This is a genomic window from Oribacterium sp. FC2011 (assembly GCF_000701645.1).
GTDB lineage: Bacteria > Bacillota > Clostridia > Lachnospirales > Lachnospiraceae > Oribacterium.
Genome location: NZ_JNJM01000010.1, coordinates 44,749 through 63,832 on the forward strand (window position 1 = coordinate 44,749; position 19,084 = coordinate 63,832).

At 40.8% G+C, this 19,084-nt stretch carries 17 protein-coding genes and 1 pseudogene; 13 read left to right on the top strand and 5 right to left on the bottom strand.

What is annotated here, in order from left to right; genetic code table 11:
- Nucleotides 1–236 precede the first annotated feature (236 nt).
- From T357_RS0109500 to T357_RS0109515, 4 genes are all read left to right on the top strand, one after another.
- The gene (locus T357_RS0109500) at nt 237–983 is read left to right on the top strand and encodes a hypothetical protein (RefSeq protein WP_031551544.1); all 747 of its coding nucleotides are present in this window, start codon (nt 237–239) and stop codon (nt 981–983) included.
- Between the two features lie 241 nt (nt 984–1,224).
- Nucleotides 1,225–1,869: a hypothetical protein gene (locus T357_RS0109505; RefSeq protein ID WP_031551547.1), complete on the top strand. Its 645-nt coding sequence runs from the start codon at nt 1,225–1,227 to the stop codon at nt 1,867–1,869.
- Nucleotides 1,870–1,875: 6 nt separating this feature from the next.
- Entirely contained in the window at nt 1,876–4,128 is a 2,253-nt protein-coding gene (locus T357_RS20265; protein ID WP_049962369.1) for a VirD4-like conjugal transfer protein, CD1115 family, read from the top strand.
- Nucleotides 4,129–4,144: 16 nt separating this feature from the next.
- Nucleotides 4,145–4,345, top strand: coding sequence for a cold shock domain-containing protein (locus T357_RS0109515; RefSeq protein WP_031551554.1), 201 nt, complete (start codon nt 4,145–4,147; stop codon nt 4,343–4,345).
- 32 nt (nt 4,346–4,377) lie between these two features.
- Here T357_RS0109515 and T357_RS0109520 read toward each other — a convergent pair whose 3' ends face one another.
- Nucleotides 4,378–5,232: a hypothetical protein gene (locus T357_RS0109520; RefSeq protein WP_031551563.1), complete on the bottom strand. Its 855-nt coding sequence runs from the start codon at nt 5,230–5,232 to the stop codon at nt 4,378–4,380.
- A gap of 194 nt (nt 5,233–5,426) precedes the next feature.
- Between T357_RS0109520 and T357_RS0109525 the strand changes: the two genes are divergently transcribed.
- Nucleotides 5,427–7,127: a hypothetical protein gene (locus T357_RS0109525; protein WP_031551574.1), complete on the top strand. Its 1,701-nt coding sequence runs from the start codon at nt 5,427–5,429 to the stop codon at nt 7,125–7,127.
- A gap of 53 nt (nt 7,128–7,180) precedes the next feature.
- The gene (locus T357_RS0109530) at nt 7,181–7,954 is read left to right on the top strand and encodes a DNA-directed RNA polymerase subunit alpha C-terminal domain-containing protein (protein ID WP_031551577.1); all 774 of its coding nucleotides are present in this window, start codon (nt 7,181–7,183) and stop codon (nt 7,952–7,954) included.
- A gap of 156 nt (nt 7,955–8,110) precedes the next feature.
- Here the strand turns inward: T357_RS0109530 and T357_RS0109535 are convergent, their stop codons facing one another.
- Together T357_RS0109535 and T357_RS21170 are read right to left on the bottom strand one after the other, a co-directional pair.
- Nucleotides 8,111–8,869, bottom strand: a complete 759-nt coding sequence (locus T357_RS0109535; RefSeq protein WP_031551580.1) for a transposase — start codon at nt 8,867–8,869, stop codon at nt 8,111–8,113.
- Between the two features lie 14 nt (nt 8,870–8,883).
- Nucleotides 8,884–9,036: a hypothetical protein gene (locus T357_RS21170; protein WP_155991353.1), complete on the bottom strand. Its 153-nt coding sequence runs from the start codon at nt 9,034–9,036 to the stop codon at nt 8,884–8,886.
- A gap of 117 nt (nt 9,037–9,153) precedes the next feature.
- On the opposite strand from T357_RS21170, the gene T357_RS0109545 reads away from it, so the two are divergent.
- Genes T357_RS0109545 through T357_RS0109555 form a run of 3 tightly spaced genes read left to right on the top strand, consistent with a single transcriptional unit; the run spans nt 9,154 to nt 12,374 of the window.
- On the top strand, nt 9,154–10,392 hold the full coding sequence (locus T357_RS0109545) for a site-specific integrase (RefSeq protein WP_031551584.1): 1,239 nt from the start codon (nt 9,154–9,156) through the stop codon (nt 10,390–10,392).
- Nucleotides 10,379–11,383, top strand: a complete 1,005-nt coding sequence (locus T357_RS0109550; RefSeq protein ID WP_031551586.1) for a tyrosine-type recombinase/integrase — start codon at nt 10,379–10,381, stop codon at nt 11,381–11,383. The genes T357_RS0109545 and T357_RS0109550 overlap by 14 nt, the downstream gene beginning before the upstream one ends.
- Nucleotides 11,370–12,374, top strand: coding sequence for a tyrosine-type recombinase/integrase (locus tag T357_RS0109555; RefSeq protein ID WP_031551588.1), 1,005 nt, complete (start codon nt 11,370–11,372; stop codon nt 12,372–12,374). The genes T357_RS0109550 and T357_RS0109555 overlap by 14 nt, the downstream gene beginning before the upstream one ends.
- Before the next feature lie 69 nt (nt 12,375–12,443).
- Here T357_RS0109555 and T357_RS0109560 read toward each other — a convergent pair whose 3' ends face one another.
- Nucleotides 12,444–12,989 carry an IS91 family transposase gene (locus T357_RS0109560; RefSeq protein WP_242840090.1) on the bottom strand — a complete coding sequence of 182 codons (546 nt, stop codon included), beginning with the start codon at nt 12,987–12,989 and terminating at the stop codon, nt 12,444–12,446.
- 253 nt (nt 12,990–13,242) lie between these two features.
- On the opposite strand from T357_RS0109560, the gene T357_RS0109565 reads away from it, so the two are divergent.
- From T357_RS0109565 to T357_RS0109575, 3 genes are read left to right on the top strand one after another with little or no spacing between them, the layout of a single operon-like run.
- Nucleotides 13,243–14,547 (top strand): COG1470 family protein, encoded by a 1,305-nt coding sequence (locus T357_RS0109565; RefSeq protein ID WP_049962371.1) that lies wholly within the window; start codon nt 13,243–13,245, stop codon nt 14,545–14,547.
- On the top strand, nt 14,547–15,656 hold the full coding sequence (locus T357_RS0109570; RefSeq protein ID WP_031551592.1) for an ABC transporter ATP-binding protein: 1,110 nt from the start codon (nt 14,547–14,549) through the stop codon (nt 15,654–15,656). The genes T357_RS0109565 and T357_RS0109570 overlap by 1 nt, the downstream gene beginning before the upstream one ends.
- A complete protein-coding gene (locus tag T357_RS0109575) occupies nt 15,653–16,792 on the top strand; it encodes an ABC transporter permease (protein ID WP_242840091.1) in 1,140 nt (379 codons plus the stop codon). The genes T357_RS0109570 and T357_RS0109575 overlap by 4 nt, the downstream gene beginning before the upstream one ends.
- Before the next feature lie 361 nt (nt 16,793–17,153).
- On the opposite strand, the pseudogene T357_RS20845 reads toward T357_RS0109575, so the two are convergent.
- Nucleotides 17,154–18,389, bottom strand: a pseudogene (locus tag T357_RS20845) (IS91 family transposase); the annotation flags it as partial.
- A gap of 169 nt (nt 18,390–18,558) precedes the next feature.
- Here T357_RS20845 and T357_RS0109590 point away from each other — a divergent pair.
- Nucleotides 18,559–19,080: a hypothetical protein gene (locus T357_RS0109590; RefSeq protein WP_031551594.1), complete on the top strand. Its 522-nt coding sequence runs from the start codon at nt 18,559–18,561 to the stop codon at nt 19,078–19,080.
- Nucleotides 19,081–19,084 lie beyond the last annotated feature (4 nt).

Here is a 19,084-nt window from a genome sequence, read left to right on the forward strand (position 1 = left end):
AATCTTCCCATAATTAAAAGGTAAACTAACAATTGGCCATACGTATACTCTTTTGCATTAAGGAAATAAATTAGATTATTACCAGCTACATCTGTTTATTAACAAGCAAGTACTCCGAATGTATCGGTAGTGTTATTGCATACTCAAATAATAGGACATGATTATGATACTTAATGCAGAAAATATGGCCCACATTTTTTGAACGATAGGTATCGTTAGAAAGAGAAGAGGGAAAAATGAAATATTTTGAGGATGAAAATGCCGATCTTTATTACCTTTACGATCAGGTAATGTTTGGTCAAAAGCCGTCACTTGGAAAGGAGCTGTTCTTATCATCATACAATGGTCGAAAGGAGTACACATCCACTGATCAGCAGAGAGCTATAGAAGTCATTAAGTATGCCTTCGAATGTTACATGGGCTGGACTCCCGAACAGACAGCTGCAAATATTTCCGAGGATATCCTAAAGCATCTCCATCTGAACGGTCTTGTTTCGCAGAGAATAAAATTCCCTGCAGAATTAACTCCAATGAACAATCTTCATTACCTTGTTCATCTTATGTATCCGAACGAGTTTCCATACGATGCAAGAGCAGCGGTTGAAAGCTATTACGACAAAGTTATATCCGGAGAGATTCCAAGATTCCAGAAAGGTTTCTTTGCGACAGAAAACAATGAAGGTCTAGAAAGAGCCTGTATATGTTTTGCAAGGATGCTCCAACTCGCACGCCCTTTTAGCTCTATAAGGGAAATGTATAATTTCTTTTCAAAAGGCGACTGCAAAAAGCTTATAAACGAATATAAATTAACTTCAGCCTGCAGGGATCTTTTCCAGTTCCCGTTAGATTTTCTTCATTATTCTCTGCCGGAGGAACAACGTAAAAACTGTTACTATAAAAGTTTAAGATACAAGCTTGTAAGACAGAACTTCTCAAGACGCCTTAATATAGCTCAGAAAAATCAGTTTATCTCCACAACATAAGTAAACATGTCATCTGCCGTATTTATAAAGTACGGCTTTTTTGTTACCAGAAAATCTTACAGAGATTATTAATGATACCGGCATAGTCTTAACGCGTATAAATATTCTCACCCATTCTCCGCCATATTCTTGAAAAAGGAGTACAACAAAAAATTTTCATCATTAATGTTAAAAATTTGCCCAAATAATACTTATAGAGAAAAAACTATTCCCATAATTAAACCGAAAGGAGAGTTTGATTATGAGCGCAGTTTTAATATGTCCGTTTTGCGGACGGCAATTATACGAATCTAGCGGCGTTGAATTGATCCGTTATGGAAATAGAGAATATCACGTGGAGCTTAGCACCATCAAATGTGATTACTGTGGCACTAATGAGCTTGCCACGGGATGGGGGAAATTCTACAAAGACGATAATACAGAAGCAGGTAAAAAACAGGAAGAAAAAGAGCCGGAAAAATTTATAGGATCCGGAGAAGAACAGATACTAAATCCTAAATGGGTAGACCGGAATCCTTTATATAAGGCACTGATCTATAGCGATATAACATTCCCCTACAATGTGCCAAAGTGGCGTTCAGCCTGGTATCTGAGAACCCACCGTCCGAAATTAAGGATTGTCCTTGGCGGAGTCCTTTACGATACAGATTATGCAAATCTACTCACAACAGATGACTGGCATGATAAAAACAAAACAGTAAGGACTTACTATTACAGGATGCCGAGAGGTGATTACTTTTCAATACAGGTAGGAGACGGGCAGAAAGACCACTTCAGACGAATGAGCGAAATGGAGATACAGAGTAAACTCGGTAAAATTGCTCCGGATATATATCTTAAATTTTTCCCTATCGGCGAAAAAGAAGAAGTAAAAGACGAGGGGTAAGCACGGATGAATATAATAAGACAAAAAGCCCTCGATATGGTCGATAGTTCTATTGAAAGGAAGAACAAGAAACCACATACACAAAAGAAGGTCAAACAGCCAAAGCCTGTAAAAACACATAACCCTTTCAAGAGTCAGAGCGGGGGAACGGCGCAAAACGTTATTACGGCTGTGGTGCTCGGTATTGTCCTCATATACTACTGCGCAAAGGGCAATTATGGAGTAGAGTATTACGATCAGGAAATGGCTCCGCTCTACAGATTTATGGATGGACTATCAGGCGAGGCAGGTAAGGTTTATTTTGGCGGAGCTTTCATACAGCAGCTTTTATGGGTTCTCGGTGGATATGCCCTTATGATCTTCTATTTTGTCATGGACAGGATAAATAACCGTCACTATGCGGATTACGAACAACAGGGTACGGCAAAGTTCATGACTCCGAAGCTCGTAAAAGACTTCAATATGGTTTACAACTATCCGCTCGGACAAAAGTATGCGAAGAGTGATTATGAGAAAGGCGAAGTAAATCAGATATATTCGCAGCATTGTCAGATTGCACTTAACACAAGGGTTACAGGATTCAATCTTAATGCCATTTGTGTCGGAGGTCCCGGTACCGGTAAGAGTTTCCGTGTTGTACTTCCTAATCTCTGTTCAGCTTATGATTCATTTGTTATAACGGATCCTTCATCAGAGCTTTTGAAGAAAACAGGAAACTATCTGGAAGAAAACGGATACACCATAAAGGTCCTTAACCTTATCGACATGGTGCATTCAAATACATATAACCCATTTAATTATTTAAGAAACGAACAGGATGTCCTTACACTTATACAGTCATTTATCAATGCAACTAATGACGGCGTAAAGGCAAGCAGTGATCCTTTCTGGGAGAAAGCCGAAATGGCACTTCTGCAGGCCCTCGTTTTTTATGTGACCATATATCAGAGTAAGCAGTTCCAGAACTTTGCGACTATTGCCAATATGCTTCGTCGTGCAAAAGCTGATCCTAAGCAGACCGAGACAAGTCTTGATAAGCTTTTTAATGAGATACGTTCCTATGACAAAGACGATATCTGTGTAAAGCAGTATGACATCTTTAAGCAGGCGAGTGATAAGACAGCACAGTCAATCCTTATCACCACATCCGTAAGACTTTCAATGTTTAATATCAATGCTGTAAAGAATCTTACATCCACGGATCAGATGGAACTGGAGCTTACAGGTGACAGAAAGACAGCGATATTCATCGTAGTACCTTCCGGAGACAATGCCTATAAGGCACTGGTTAACCTGATGTACACACAGCTCTTTGATACTCTTTACTATCATGGACAGGTTGAATGTAATGACGGCGCACTTCCTCATCATGTACGCCTAGTGCTGGATGAGTTCGCGAACATCGGAGTCATTCCTGGGTTCCAAAATAAGCTCACAACCTGTAGAAAATACAATATTGAAGCCCTTATCTTTGTACAGGCCGAGTCTCAGATAAAGATGCTCTATAAGGATGACTATGAGACCATCATCGGTGCATGTTCAACATACATTTACCTTGGTGGAAACGAGCTTTCCACGATGGAAAACCTTTCAAAAAGAATAGGTGAGACCACTATAAGAGTAAGAGACCATTCTTATTCACATGGATCAAGGAATTCCTCATCAACATCATTCAAGTACACAAAACGTATGCTTATGACAGTTGATGAGATTAGACGTCTTGCTCCTGATGAGTGTCTTGTCTTAATACAGGGGCAATATGCTTTCTACGATAAGAAGTATGACACCCCTAGAGATGAGAGGTTCCAGAAGAGCTGCGAACTGGGCCCTTATGTATTCGAATACTGCAACATAAGAACAGAGGACATAAAGGTTCTTGAAAGAAAAAGAAAAAGGATAGCAGCACTCGTACAGCAGAGATCATCGAAGAAGAAAGCTCCTAACGAAAGAGCCATACAGATGAGCCCTGTGCAGAATAGGGATATCCCGACAGATGAACAGTCACAGGCGTTGTTGCAGAAACACGTTGAAAACAGGACGGTTGTTCCCCAAATAGATGAAGCTAATTTTCTTGTTCACGGTGCTACGGTCACTCAACACCGGTCAGATGGTACAAAGACTGAAAAGAATGCCCTTAAAAGCAAGCCAAAGAATAATTTTGAGATGAAGGGGTATACAGATAAGCATAACATCCAGACTTTCACGTCCACATCAGGAACAGAATCACTGATGGAGAGTCTTGATAACATAATAATTTAAAGGAGAGATACATTATATGACAGGCTATACAGCATGGTACGACCCAAATAAAGGATACGGTTTTGTCACTGGTGAAGACGGCAATGATTATTTTGCACACCAAAAAAATATATTAGCTGAAGGATTTAGAAAGTTGATTGCAGGTAAGGAAGTGGAATTTGTTCCCTGTACAGAAAACGGAAGAAGAGTAGCAGAAAAAATAGAGCCCCGTGAATAAAAAAGTGCGGCTCGGTAAAGAGCCGCAAACAATCACATCATACTCTGGAATCCTATACGGATTTCATTTCTATTAGGATCAAGGAAGGATGTCATGTCATCGGTTCTCAAAGATTTGTCAAAGTCCTCCTTTGTGGAGCGGTATCCGCTTTTAAGGATAGGGATAGGCTTAAAGGCATTCTTCTTGTCATCGTCTGTCTGATATCCTTTCCCTTCAAAACAATACACCTGATAAAGCTCATCGGGTTCATCGTCTCTGTGAGGCGCTGTGCAAACACCGGGCTTTAGCCTTACAGGTTTATTTGTTACGGTGTCTATCAGATTGTACTGCCTTCTTATTGATGAAAAGATACTGGTGGCAACGGATAACTCAGGAGTTCGTTCTATATCGTGATGCTTAAAGTCATTTGAAGCCGAAACAGTGCTCACAAGCCAAAGTGGATTAGAAGGAAAATATCTTGCGACATAATCCTTTACTACATTGAAAGGCAGTTTGTCGAGATAATGGATGTTTTCCTTTTCGATTGGGATATGAAACACGTTTAGTGTCAGATGCCTAAACATCGCACGAATAAGACGTTCCTCATGATGAAGATTAGCTTGTTCAAAGCCTTTACGGTCTATGACGGTAACCGTACCTAACAATGCCTTTCTGTCAACAAAGTCATGACGTTTTTTGATAGAACGAAGGCTGCCCTTTGCAGGACGTACTTTTATCTGGTCATAACCATCAAAAATCCTTGGCGTTCTTTCCTCGATATAGTCCGTTATCAGTTTTTCGCCTTTTTCATTCGGTTTTGTCTTTATATGTTTACCCATAAGCTCCGGATAAAAAGGATATTTATTAATAATGCCTAAGGGATTGTATTCAAAATCTCTGAGTTTCATAGCACACCTCAATTTAAAAGTATTTCTAATCTAATTATGGGATATAAATCCCTATGAAATACAATTGCTGATAGAAATTTTAGAAAATTTTTCAGAAGAAAACAAGAATATAGAGAAAACACAAGTTAAAACGTATATCCATAAACATAATTATTATATAGAAAAAACCACATTGTAAAACAGAGGAGGAAATCATGGCTAACGCATCATTACCGCCATTAACAGTTAAATGGGACGATATCGCATTAGGAGAAGCTGCGTTGTTTACTGCCAAGGGGATAGAAAGTGTATTTGACCCTATGACACGACGCGCAGGTAAAGATACACTTGTAAAAGTAAATTATGCTCGAATAACTTATCCTTGGAGGGATGAAGGAAATCCTAAAGGTAAAGAAAACGAGAAGGAACCATCCCTTGATCCCACAAAAAAGAGCCTTGATCCAAATGCTCCAACCCATTACGTTCTTGCAGGAGATAAACTTCACACAAAAATAGAAGAGGAATTTGCGAAGAATCATGTACAGTGCAGTATTGTTCAGTATATGATCCCTGACAAAAACACGGAAGGCAAATTCAATGCGGTTTACGTATATTATCCGGACAAAGAAGATACAGAAAAGACAAGACAGATAGTAAATGACATAAATCTTGCAAGAACCAGTAATTTCAATGAGATTGAACCTGATAAGCTGGCAGAATTCTGTGATAAGATGGGAAGCGAGGTTGCATTACACAAGAACATATCAGAGCTTGAGTATGAGCAGATGTCGTCTAGAGGCATCGGATTTATGCATACAGTAATAAAGAACAGAGACGGTTCCGTCACACTTGCTTTTCCGAATGACCCTGTTGTAGTAAATGAAGAAAACAAAGTCTACAACGAATCCCACATTTTCCTTTCCGGACAGACCGGAAGATGCATAACCAGTCTTGAAAAGGAATTCAATGACAGCTGTAAGAGTGTTATGGCTCATATCGCTAACAACATGGAAAAGACCATAGTTGTAGATACTATGCACCCTAATAGATTCCTTGTAGCAGATGCAGAAAGTGTTAAATTCTATGTCCGTACACCAGAAATGGACATACAGGAGAGAGACATACCAAGAAATTCAAACATGAGTAATGCCTTTCAGCTTGATGTATATGCAGGTCTTAAAGCTTATGGTCAGTTTGAAAGAGTCGAGCAGAAAGATCTTGAAGAAAAGCTCTTGGAGGTACGGAAAGAGCACGAAAGAGAAGAAGTTGATGCACGAGTTAAGATGATAGCCTATAAGGAACAGCTTCTTCCCATGACAAAACAGCTTGTTGAATTTACATCAATGGCACGATTGACAGAAGACAGAAATGCTATAAGAGACATAATGGAGCAGAGCGTCAGAGAGGGCAAGTTTGCTAACCTTTCCGTATATCTTGACAAAGATGCTGCAATCAGTAATGCCATGGGGGCACCAACCGTAAAGGAAACGGTAGAAACTGAAGATAAGGGAAATTCCGTTGAAAAGGTAACCGAAAAGGAAATCCATGAATTAAGGGATAAGTTATCATCAGAGGCCATTGAGACCGGAAAAGTACTGTATGAACAGTATTTTTCTGAATACGGACTTACAGATGATGTAAGAGCACACCTTGAGACTTGGTTTGCATGTGAGCCTGCAGTACAGCTTTTATCACAGGAAGCAGACGATATAAAGAATGTTATTTCCTATGATATCTGCACAACAGTAGACAACTGCGCAAGCGAGCATAGTGATGTGATTGAAAAGGTGGATACAAGAGAATTTGATGAGTTCGTAAGAGAAACCGAAGACATATCAATCGACTTCAGCTTTAACGAAGATCCGGCAATGGAAGATGAAGAGGAAGAATACGATTATAGTAATGATGAACTATAATCTTACTGCAAGAAAGTATAGAATGAGTTAGGATACAAGCAACGGGAGGAATTATGACTGATAGAATAGAACTTGCAGAAAAACTTATAGAGATTGCGAATCGGTGTGACCGAAATAATCATGCACAAAGAACCTGTGACCTTAACGAGATAGACGGGGGTGTGGAAGCTTTGCACGATGCAGCTAACATCCTTAGAAAAGGACTTGGAAGACCGTCTGACGAGGGGTGGCCTATAAACCTTCTTCTCGAAATCGGCATAGTATGTACCGTAAAAGAAGCAGAGTCCATAGAAGAAAACCTACTGTATGTGATGGATTCTCTTAAGGAAAGGGATAAGCAAATACTTATTCTCAGATACAAAGAGGGAAAAACCTACGAAGAGATGTCTGAAATCATAGGTGTATGCCACCAGCGCACCCAGGAAATTGAACACAGAATACTTCGGAATCTCTCAAGGCCGGAACGGATAGATGTGATCTGTAATGGTAAAGAATCAGTTAATTCATACCTTAAACACAAGGATGAATTCGTCGATTCGCTTTCTCAACTTAAATCGGATATACAAACGATAAGAGAACAAATCGAAGAAAAACCAACAATGTCAAATGACACAGAAGCCACCGGTACAAGCATATATGAAAAGCCGATCTCGTATCTTGGACTTTCTGTAAGAGCTTATAATTGTTTAAAAAGGTCGGGGCTTCAAACAATTAAGGATCTTGGTGACATGACCAGAGAAAAACTTCTATACACAAGGAACCTTGGACCAAGAACGGTAGAGGAAATCATAAACAAGGCTAGGGAATTCGGCTTTGATATTAAATAAAATCTAGATGCGGGATCTTTGATCTCGCATTTTTTGCTTTATAGGAAAGTGCATTAACTAAATATTCGGCATAACATATGTTCGTATTAAAAAATAGGTGAATTTAATAAGGGCTTTATTTAATGACGTTAAATGATTACAATTATGAGTGACTTCTCATTTGCGAGGTGAGGAAGTCATTTTTGAGTACCGTTGGTAAGAGTTGTTTTTTAGATTTGCTTTCATTTTTACGAGTAGTGATGATTTTGTCGTAGCCAAGCTGTCTTCTTTAGATCGCAGCTTAATGATGGCCTTTCTATAGAGTTCTTCCAACGGTATTTTTTTGTAATGAAAGTATAAAGCTGCAAATGTCATTGTTGCTCCACATTTGGCGCAAACAAGAGGATCATAACCAAACGATTTAAGGATGGCTTCTCTCCAACTTGCGAAAGAGATTGAAGGAGTGTGACGCTTGGACTTGTATTTTTTAGCATGTATTCTGGCTTTACATTTGCTGGCATAGAAACCACCATATCGTATCATTTTGAAATTCTTTTCCGGAAGGTGCATGAAAACGAGTTTTAAAAAGTCCAATACAGGCTGTTTTACAGTGACAAGTTCATCATCTTCATGTTTGTTATAATGCCATACAACAGTTTCGCCATCGTAAGAATCAATCCTGGAAGTGGCAATGACCGGTCTGCCAAGATAACGGCTGACATATTTTACTAGTTCTTTTTTAGACATATCACCCTGTTTATGTTCTTTGCCATTTTCGTCTTTAAAAGGTTGGGCATAAACATAGAAACCTTCTTTGTGATTTTTATAGCTTGAAACTTTTTGTCTCTGAAAAGAAGGACCTAAAGCCAGGCGAAGTTTATCAAGAAGAACTTTTTGAAAAGATCTTCGGAGAAATTCGTATGAGAAAAAATTCATAGGGCGCCAAACGCCTAATTGATTGAATGCACCCTCTGAGCAAAGTACATGGATACTATGACAAGCTTGTCATAGTATCCATTATGGAAAGCAAGTAAAAATGACCAGTTCCTCAGGAAAACATTGATGTAATAAGTTCTGGGTTTCATTTTCTTTTCATAATACATACTGTCATCCAGGCCACAATACGTTAACTTTTCAGTCTAAGGACTAAAAAGTTTAATAAACAGACTCGTATTTCTATTTTTATTTTTGTATCTTCTTTATTAGAGGAGGCAGCAAAAATGCAGAAAAAAATACTTGTTTTTGAGTTGTGCACGGAATTAGAGCAGGAACTGGTCCGACAACAGTTAAACCCAGATACACTCAAAAGGTATCGCAAAGTATTAAAAGAGTTTTCTGCTTTCGGTGGCGAGGAAGTTTATTCCCAGCCGCTGGGGACGGATTTCCTTATCCAAAAATTCAAGGCAGATGGCGGTATATCTATCACTGATGAGCATTCACGGACGGAAGCATATTACTATAGATGCATCCGTATCCTTACTGAGTACTATAACTTCGGCATTGTCCATATCAGGAATGATTTTAAGGGCGAGGTCATTTGGCCTGATGGCTTCCGGGCATGTACGGAGAGTTACTTGGGAGAGCTTGTAGAAGACGGGCTTTCATACGCATATATCAACCGTTCCAAAAGTGTCATCAAAGACTTAATCATATTTCTGGATGACAGGGGAATTCACAGGCCACATGACATCACGACTGAACATAACGATGCGTTCATAAAGAGCTATTACTACCTCAGTCCAAAGGGAATAGCCTCCAAGCTTTGCATATTGCGAAGGTATTACAGGTTCCTGTACCTGAACCGTCACATCCAGATCCATCTGGCAGAAAAACTGCCACACGCATGTATTAACGGGAGAATGAAGATTCCGACTTTTTGGACTCATGAGGAAATCGAAAAAATCAAATCAAGTGCAGAAAGAGTGAGCCCATCTGGGAAACGAGCCTACGCCATGATTATCCTCGCCTCGGAACTGGGGCTACGCATAGGTGACATTCGCAGCCTTAAGCTATCCAACATCGACTGGGAACAAAAGAAAATATCAATCGTCCAGCATAAAACAGGGAAGCCTCTCGTGCTGCCCCTCACGGACGATGCCGGATGGGCCCTTATTGACTACATAAAGGGCGGCCGTCCTATTACCGAAAGCCCAAACGTATTTGTCAGGCACCGGCAGCCCTATGACGCATTTCCTGTGAACAGTACAATGAACCATATCCTGTCTGCCGTGCTTGCCAAGGCAGGGATAGCATCCGATAGTAAGAACTATGGCTGGCACACGTTCCGTCGCTCCCTTGCGACCAGCCTCCTGCAGAGTGAGGTCGAAATGTCAACCATATCCGAGATATTGGGACACAGCGATCCGGATATTGCCGGAAGGTATTATATTAAGATAGATGCCCAGAACCTAAAAAAGTGCATGCTGGACCTGGAGGTGAAGGATTATGTCAGGGGCTAAATCATACCATGGCCCGTTTGCGGCCCATTTGCAGGCTTTTATTGAGGAAAAGCGGTCGCTAGGATGCCGATATAAGGAAGAGGAACGGCTTTCGTTTGCATTTGACCTGCTAAGCCTTGGGTTCGACTGTACGGAAGGGCTCAGCTCTGAACTGGTCAATGCATTCATTGCATACCAGCCAAACTGGCAGGCAACAACACAAAAACGGAGGATCAGCTTCCTCCAGAATTTCGGGGACTACCTGCTCCGCCATGACACGGCGGCTTTCCGTCCAGGCTATGCCGCCATGAGGAAAATGCAGGCTGAATTCAAGCCATATATTTTTTCGCATGAGGAAATAGACAGGCTTTTTTCTCGGGCAGACAGCATCCATCCCAACTGCCGTAATTCACATGTCTTCTATCCGGTACTTTTCAGGGTGCTGTACGGAACCGGGATACGGATTTCCGAGGCGCTTGCGCTGACCATGGACGATGTTGACCTTAAGGAACAGACGCTGCATATTGTAAATCCAAAAAACCGAAAGGATCGGATTCTCCCAATCAGCGATTCCGTTACGGAATACTGCAGATGGTATCAAGGGAAGATACACCCGACCTTCCGTGGAGGCGACCTGTTTTTTATGAGCAACCGGGGCACCGGCCGCTATTACCGCAACAATGTACAGGTCTTTTTCAGCAGGATGGTGGCAGATATTGGCATCCCCACACATGGTTACAAAGGAGGAGGTCCGCACCTGCACTGTTTAAGACACACATTCTGTGTCCACAGCCTTGAAAAAATGGTAAGGAGTGGCATACCACACGGCGCTGCGCTCCAGCTGCTGAGCGCCTACATGGGACACCAGTCCCTCTCCGCAACCGGCAGGTACCTGCATCTTACTGCGGAGGCGTTTCCCGACCTGGTAGAAAAGATAGAAGAAGCCACAAAAGACATTTTTCCATTGATATCGCCACTAGAGGAGGTGAGGATGCCCTATGAAGAAGAATGATTTTGCACAGTATATAACAGCTTTCCTCACGAAACATCTTGCAGGGGAAAGGAACCTCAGCGGGAACACAATCATGTCATACAGGGACGCATTTGTCATGCTCATTAAATTTATGAATGACAGGTATTCCATCAGGACAGAGAAGCTTTGCGTAGATGATTTTTCCGCAGGCAGGATAAAGGAATTCCTCGACTATCTTGAAACTGAGCAGGGAAACAGCGTGTCGACCAGGAACCAGAGGCTGATCGCCATCCATTCGTTTTTTCGTTACACGGGCGCACAAAACCCAGAGTATATGTTTCTTTCACAGCAGGTTCTGGCAATCCCGGAAAAAAAGAAAAGTCAAAAACCCATAAGGCATTTTGAAATGGGTCAAGTCAAGGATCTGCTTGCCGCCCCAGACACGCATACCGCTCGTGGGAGACGTGACCAGGCATTGCTGTGCCTTCTATATGACAGCGGGTGCAGGGTCCAGGAACTTGCCGACATAAAAGTATGTGATATCAGGCTAGCGTCCCCCGTACAAGTTACATTGACCGGAAAGGGACGAAAAACCCGCACAGTGCCACTTACTGCAGAAACCAAAGAAATAATAGCGGCCTATATAAGGGAAAACCATCTTGATCAGACATCAAGACAGGATGCCCCGCTTTTTTACAACCGCCGCGGGGACAAGCTTACAAGGCAAGGAATCACATATATTCTGAAAAAATATACCGAACCTATAGGACTAACCAATGCCACGCCGCATCTTCTGCGCCACAGCAAGGCCATGCATATGACAGAAGCCGATATCAATCCAGTATATATACGGGATTTTCTTGGACATACAGACTTAAAAGTGACTCAAATATACTCCAAAACGAGCGCAGAAATGAAAAGACGTGCACTTGAGAAGCTCCAAGGGACAGATATAATTCCAAAGAAGTCCCAAAAAGATTGGACGGATGACAAAGACCTCCTGGATTGGCTGAATAGTCTCGGCCGTTAATTATGTAAAGGAAATAAAACCGGCTATAGCAAGAACACAATGCTTGACGCAGTCGCTTTACATAAGGGTTCACTTTCCATAATGAATATGTGGATTCCATTCAAGAGGACGACCAAAGGTGTGAAGGGTCATGACAAATCCTGGATGTAAAATTTCTTTTTGAGTTTTGCGGGCAAACTTTTGAAAACAACGGGATAAAACTTCTTCAACAGAATCAAAGAGAAGATTCAAGAGAGAGCGATCTTTTAGAAAATAAGGACGCAGTTCTTCATCTATAGTAAAAACTATATGTCGATGGGTGACATCAATCATGATGGATTGCATTGCTTGGGCGCGTTTAAGAGAATACATAGCGCCACAGGTGCTACATAGTTTGGAGTGACAGCGGTAAGGTACATATTTGATCTCGCCACAGCAAGGACAGATATAGAGTGCACCGCCATAATCAGGATCACCACATTTAAGAAGTCGATCTATATTGTCTAAAACGACTGGCCTGGGATGGAGTCCATAAATGATCTCCTCGTAATGCTCCAGACACATTTGCTGAATGATATTACGATGAGAATTGAGATAAATTGTTTCTTTTCCAAAAGGGATCCACTTAGTACTCATACTTCTATTATGAAACAAAAGTGGAGGGGAATAAATACAGCCCCTCAAAGATTTGAGGGGTTGGGGAGTTTGAAGATGCCCTTGCTTTTCAAAGGGCATTTTCTTGGTGGCGTGTAATGTCACATCTTAATTTGTTCACCAAATCTCCCCATTATGAACACAATTACTTCACAAACTGTGACTAAAACAGAGTTTAGTTGAGCGGAATTAAAAATTATATCCGATCAATAAAATTTAATACGGGGGATTCATTATGAGAACCACAAAAAATAGTAATAACATCAAGGGAATATGTATAGCCCCAGCTACAGATACGCAAGAGTGTAATGCATTAAAACAAAAGTCATTGAAGGCTTATTTCACCAGGATCATAGCTGCGGCAGCACTCGGTACATCACTCATGGTATCAACAGCCTATGCATCTCAGGGATTTGAGATGTCTACAGATTATCCAGGTATTACAGCAAAACCAGGTGAGACCATAAACTTTAATCTTGATTTTGTTAATGAAACATCACAAGGACTTAACACTGCTTTAAGTGCCAGTGGACTCGATGAGAGCTGGAGCGGATATTTCAGTGGCAACGATAAGGCAATATCCAATGTTTATGTAAAGACCAACTCAAGTACTAAAGGTACAAAGGATGACCCCAACGCAGATCTTGTAACATACAGTCTCACAGTACCGGATGATGCCAAAAAGGGCACATATACAGTGAGTCTTAATGCAAAGGCAACTCAGAGTGACTTAGGACCAGCAAGCCCTGCATCAAGCAATCTTACTCTTACTATTAATGTTTCAGATGAGTCCTCAGGTTCCTCAGAGCTTACAACAACATATCCAGAGCAGCAGGGAGCTACAGGAACAACTTTTACCTTTAATTCAACTCTTAAAAACAATTCATCCAGTGCACAGAGCTACAGCCTTGCAGCAGAGGCTCCAACAGGCTGGACAGTAGGCTTCAAGCCATCCAGTGCTCAGACACAGGTATCAAGCCTGGATGTTGATGCTCATGGCAGTCAGGGACTTACTATTACAGTTACACCACCAGATAAAGTAACAGCAGGTGATTATGAGATCCCTATTACTGCCAATAGCGCAGACCAGAGCTTGAGTACTACTCTTAAAGTTACAATAACAGGTACCTATGCTATAAATCTCTCTACAACTGAGGGGCAGTTAAGCTTTGATGCCAATGTCAACAAAAAACAAACAGTTCCACTCAATATAGTAAACACAGGAAATATAGACCTAAATAACGTGAACCTCACTACAACAGCTCCGAGTGGATGGACAGTGGAGTTTAATGAAAGCACTATTGATACACTTCCTGCAGGACAGACAAAGGAAGTAATCATGTATGTTACCCCATCAAAGGATGCCATGAGCGGCGATTATGCCATGACAGTAAGCGCAGGAAATGATGAGACCTCTATGGATCAGTCCTTTAGAGTAACAGTAAAAACACCTACCATGTGGGGCGCTGTAGGAATCCTCCTTATCGTAGCTGTGGTATGCGTACTTGGAGAGATATTCCATAAGTACGGGAGGCACTGATGTTTAGTGACGTTATTATAAGAACCAGAGATCTCGTAAAAGAGTATGGTGATGTAACAGCAGTTGACCACCTTAATCTTGAGATACGTAAAGGAGAGGTATTTGGACTCCTAGGACCAAACGGTGCAGGCAAGACCACAACGACGCTCATGCTCCTTGGACTTACAGACCCAACATCTGGTACTGCAGAGATAGATGGCCTTGACTGTACTAGAGATAGTCTTGCTGTAAAAAAGATAGTAGGCTATCTACCTGATAATGTAGGATTCTATCCAGATATGACAGGCCGGGAAAACCTTATCTTTTCTGGAATGATGAATGGATCATCACGTAAAGAGGCAAAGGAAAGGGCTGCAAAACTCCTTGAAAGGGTAAATATGACTTATGCTGCCGATAGAAAGACTGGTACCTACTCAAGAGGTATGAGACAAAGACTCGGTATTGCCGATGTTCTCATGAAGGATCCGGAGATCATCATTATGGATGAACCTACACTTGGTATCGACCCTTCAGGTATGCGAGAACTTACAAAACTTATCCGTGAACTGTCTGTAAAAGACGGAAGGACCATACTTATATCAAGTCACGAACTTTACCAGATACAAGAGATATCCGATAGAGTGGGTATTTTTGTGGAGGGCAAAATGATTGCTTGTGGCGGCATTTCGGAATTAGGTCAGCAGCTCCAAAATGAAGGACTTTTTATCATAGATTTAAAACTTGATAACATAAATTCTTTTGATAAAAATAAAGTACAGGCAAATAAGGAAGTATATTCTAAAAATATAGAAATAGGAGTTGCAAGGGATAACAATCTCTCCCACACTCCAAATATTAATCAGCCAAAGACACATGATGCTACAGATATAGATACACATGACACTGACTCTGATATAGAGCGAGAGAAGGCATTAATCAGAGAAATTTCAGGTATCAGATTAATGGGGGTAAAAGCAGACGGCACAATTCACATAGAATCAAGCCGCGACATACGTCAAGATTTACTCCCTAAACTGGCAGAGGCAGGTTTTATCCTAAGTGAGCTCCATGAAAGCGGCGGAGACCTGGAAGAAATATATAGAAAGTACTTTGAGAGGGAGACAGCATGAGAGAAGACATAAAAGTAAATGATCGTAATGCAGTTGATGCTGTTTCTGGTACAGTACAAAAGACAAAAAATGATAAACTTGCATTTAAATCAAGCCTTAAAAAATTGTGGGACTGGTTTATGGAGGATGACTTACTGCCAGGAGAGACCAGGGAAAGTAGAGCGGACAATCTAAAGACCAATCGACGGGGTATGATAGTTCTCTATAGGAAGGAACTGGCAGACCATTTAAGCAGTAAGAGATTCTGGGCGCTTTTTGTGCTTTTACTCATCGTATCAGTCGCAAGCCTCTCTGGTGCTATATCAACTCTTAGGACAGCAGCACAAAGTGCCAATGCACAGGGAGTAGCAGTTTCAGAGTTTCAGTTTCTAAAGCTTTTTACCACAGCTGGCAGCAGTATATATAGTTTCCAGAGTTTCATAGGCTTTTTAGGACCAATATTTGGTATCATGCTGGGTTTTGATGCTATCAACAATGAGCAGGCTCAAGGGACACTCAACAGGCTTGCGGCACAGCCGATATACAGAGATACAATCATTAACGCCAAGTTCCTTGCAGGTGCAACAGTTATACTTATGACAACACTTTCCCTCGGTATTGCTTTATCGGGTATGGGCATAGTACTTACAGGACTTATCCCTCAGGCAGAGGAGTGGGCAAGACTTATCATCTTTTTACTACTGAGTGCGGTGTATATGTCTGTATGGCTGGCCATATCAGTGCTGTTTTCCACCATATCAAAGCATGGAGCAACATCAGCGCTGTCATCAATAGCCTTATGGCTGTTCCTCACTATGTTTCTGAGTTTGATAGCCAGTGGACTCACAAATCTACTGTACAGTAACGCTACAACTACATCAGCTGTGATATCAGGTTACCGTTTTCAGACAAACCTTAACCGAGTATCACCATATTACCTGTACAGTGAGGCAGCATCGGTACTTATGAACCCAAATGTGAGATCATTGGATATCATGTCACTTGCAGAGTATAAAAACGGAGCTATAGCATCCTATCTGACTCTAGGACAGTCACTCCTTCAGATATGGCCACATCTTGTGGTTATGATAACAGAAGTGGTTGTGGGATTTGCCCTTGCCTATATAAGCTTTATGAGGAAAGAGATCAGGGCTTAAAAGAATAGTGTACTGCTTAAAAGAATAATGTATTGATTTAAAGAATGTAGTAATAATATAAATATCAAAAAAAGTAAAAAGGGAAAAGCATGTAAAATAATCAGGTTGATGATTATGTTACATGCTTTTTTACTTCTTCATAGGAAAGTGCATTCACTGGATATTTGGTGTAACATATGTTCGCTCCTAAAAAATGGGTAAATTCAATAAAGGCTTTATCTCAAGGCCTTAAATGGTTACAATTATTTATGACTTCTCATTTGCGAGGTGATGAAGTCATTTTTGAGTACCGTTGGTAAGATTTGGGTTTTGGATTTGCTTTCATTTTTGCGAGCAGGGAAGATTTTGTTGTTGCTAAGCTATCTTCTTTAGATCGTAGTTTAATGATCGCCTTTCTATAGAGTTCTTCCAACGGTATTTTTTTGTAACGAAAGTAAAGAGCTGCGAAAGACATGGTTGATCCACATTTGGTGCAAACAAGTGGATCATAGCCAAAAGATTTAAGAATAGCTTCTCTCCAACTTGCAAAAGATATTGAAGGAAGGTGACGTTTGGATTTAAATTTTTTGGCATGGATTCTGGCTTTACATTTACTGGCGTAAAAACCGCCGTATCGTATCATTTTGAAATTCTTTTCTGGAAGATGCATAAAAACGAGTTTTAAGAATTCTAATACAGGCTGTTTTACTGTGACAAGCTTATCATCTTCATGTTTGTTATAATGCCATACAACAGTTTCGCCATCGTAAGAATCTATCCTGGAAGTGGCAATAACCGGTCTTCCAAGATAACGACTAACATATTTTACAAGCTCCTTTTTAGACATATCACCCTGTTTACGCTCTTTGCCATTTTCATCTTTGAATGGTTGGGCATAAACATAGAAGCCTTCCTTGTGGTTTTTATAGCTTGAAACCTTTTGCTTTTGAAAAGAAGGACCTAAAGCCAGGCGAAGTTTATCAAGAAGAACTTTTTGAAAAGATCTTCGGAGAAGTTCGTAGGAGAAAAAATTTATAGGACGCCAGACGCCTAATTGATTGAAAGCGCCTTCTGAGCATAGTACATGAATATGAGGATTCCACTCAAGAGGACGCCCAAAGGTATGAAGAGTCATGACAAATCCAGGACGTAAAATTTCTTTTTGAGTTTTACGGGCATATTTTTGGAAACAGAATGTTAAAACTTCTTCTACGGAATCAAAGAGAAGATTCAAAAGAGAACGGTCTTTTAGAAAAAAAGGGCGCAGTTCCTCGTCTATAGTGAACACTATATGACGATGGGTGACATCGATCATGATTGATTGCATAGCTTCTGCACGTTTGAGAGAATACATAGCGCCACAGGTACTGCATAGTTTTGAGTGGCAACGATAGGGTACATATTTGATCTCACCACAACCAGGGCAGATATAGAGTGCGCCGCCATAATCGGGATCTCCACACTTAAGGAGTCGGTCGATATTGTCTAAAACGACAGGTCTAGGATGGAGTGAATAAATGATCTCTTCATAATGATCCAGACACATTTGCTGGATGACATTGCGATGAGAGTTAAGATAAATTGTTTCATTTCCAAAAGAAATCCACTTTGTGCTCATAAGATTATTATGAAACAAAAGTGGAGCGAAATAAATAGAGCCCCTCAAAGATTGAGGGGTTGGGGAGTTTGAAGATGCCCTTGCTTTTCAAAGGGCATTTTCTTGTGCCTTTATTACAGTTTTCCCCTTCCATAATTTAGTTATAAAGAAAGATGAAAGGAGTTTTATGATGAATCTCACACAAGCAGAAGAATACGATTTAAAGAAACAGAGCCATTTGTATGATCCGGAGAACAAATATGTCGGTGATGGACAAATACTGGGTGCGGAAGAGGAGATGGGCTATGACGACGGAGTGGATTACAATGGTGACAGCCTTGGATATATGTCCGACACTAATCATGACGGAAGCTATTCATACGGAAGAGATATTGACGAAAGAGCAGAAGAACAGTCCACTCTATTAAGGGACCAAATCTATGGAATAGACACTGCTGAATATGCAAGAAGATTTCAGGAAGAAGCTACAGCAGATGATACATCTCCAGAATACTTGAACACCGGTTTGAAAGAGGATGCAGAAATCGAAGACATAGTAGACAATTCTGATGACATTGATTCGTGGTTTGCGGATGAACAGGACGATGATACTTGGTCTGAAAATCCGGAGTTCAGGAACAGAGTGTATGATCTTTCGGAAAAATCAGAGAGTCATGATGGACCTGAAGAAGATTTGGAACAAGAACTGTGAAAAA

What these genes read in the sequence shown, in the direction of transcription:
- T357_RS0109500 (WP_031551544.1), top strand. Translation starts at nt 237, where the DNA reads ATGAAATATTTTGAGGATGAAAATGCCGATCTTTATTACCTTTACGAT.
- T357_RS0109505 (WP_031551547.1), top strand. Translation starts at nt 1,225, where the DNA reads ATGAGCGCAGTTTTAATATGTCCGTTTTGCGGACGGCAATTATACGAA.
- T357_RS20265 (WP_049962369.1), top strand. Translation starts at nt 1,876, where the DNA reads ATGAATATAATAAGACAAAAAGCCCTCGATATGGTCGATAGTTCTATT.
- T357_RS0109515 (WP_031551554.1), top strand. Translation starts at nt 4,145, where the DNA reads ATGACAGGCTATACAGCATGGTACGACCCAAATAAAGGATACGGTTTT.
- T357_RS0109520 (WP_031551563.1), bottom strand. Translation starts at nt 5,232, where the DNA reads ATGAAACTCAGAGATTTTGAATACAATCCCTTAGGCATTATTAATAAA.
- T357_RS0109525 (WP_031551574.1), top strand. Translation starts at nt 5,427, where the DNA reads ATGGCTAACGCATCATTACCGCCATTAACAGTTAAATGGGACGATATC.
- T357_RS0109530 (WP_031551577.1), top strand. Translation starts at nt 7,181, where the DNA reads ATGACTGATAGAATAGAACTTGCAGAAAAACTTATAGAGATTGCGAAT.
- T357_RS0109535 (WP_031551580.1), bottom strand. Translation starts at nt 8,869, where the DNA reads ATGAATTTTTTCTCATACGAATTTCTCCGAAGATCTTTTCAAAAAGTT.
- T357_RS21170 (WP_155991353.1), bottom strand. Translation starts at nt 9,036, where the DNA reads ATGTATTATGAAAAGAAAATGAAACCCAGAACTTATTACATCAATGTT.
- T357_RS0109545 (WP_031551584.1), top strand. Translation starts at nt 9,154, where the DNA reads ATGCAGAAAAAAATACTTGTTTTTGAGTTGTGCACGGAATTAGAGCAG.
- T357_RS0109550 (WP_031551586.1), top strand. Translation starts at nt 10,379, where the DNA reads ATGTCAGGGGCTAAATCATACCATGGCCCGTTTGCGGCCCATTTGCAG.
- T357_RS0109555 (WP_031551588.1), top strand. Translation starts at nt 11,370, where the DNA reads ATGAAGAAGAATGATTTTGCACAGTATATAACAGCTTTCCTCACGAAA.
- T357_RS0109560 (WP_242840090.1), bottom strand. Translation starts at nt 12,989, where the DNA reads ATGAGTACTAAGTGGATCCCTTTTGGAAAAGAAACAATTTATCTCAAT.
- T357_RS0109565 (WP_049962371.1), top strand. Translation starts at nt 13,243, where the DNA reads ATGAGAACCACAAAAAATAGTAATAACATCAAGGGAATATGTATAGCC.
- T357_RS0109570 (WP_031551592.1), top strand. Translation starts at nt 14,547, where the DNA reads ATGTTTAGTGACGTTATTATAAGAACCAGAGATCTCGTAAAAGAGTAT.
- T357_RS0109575 (WP_242840091.1), top strand. Translation starts at nt 15,653, where the DNA reads ATGAGAGAAGACATAAAAGTAAATGATCGTAATGCAGTTGATGCTGTT.
- T357_RS0109590 (WP_031551594.1), top strand. Translation starts at nt 18,559, where the DNA reads ATGAATCTCACACAAGCAGAAGAATACGATTTAAAGAAACAGAGCCAT.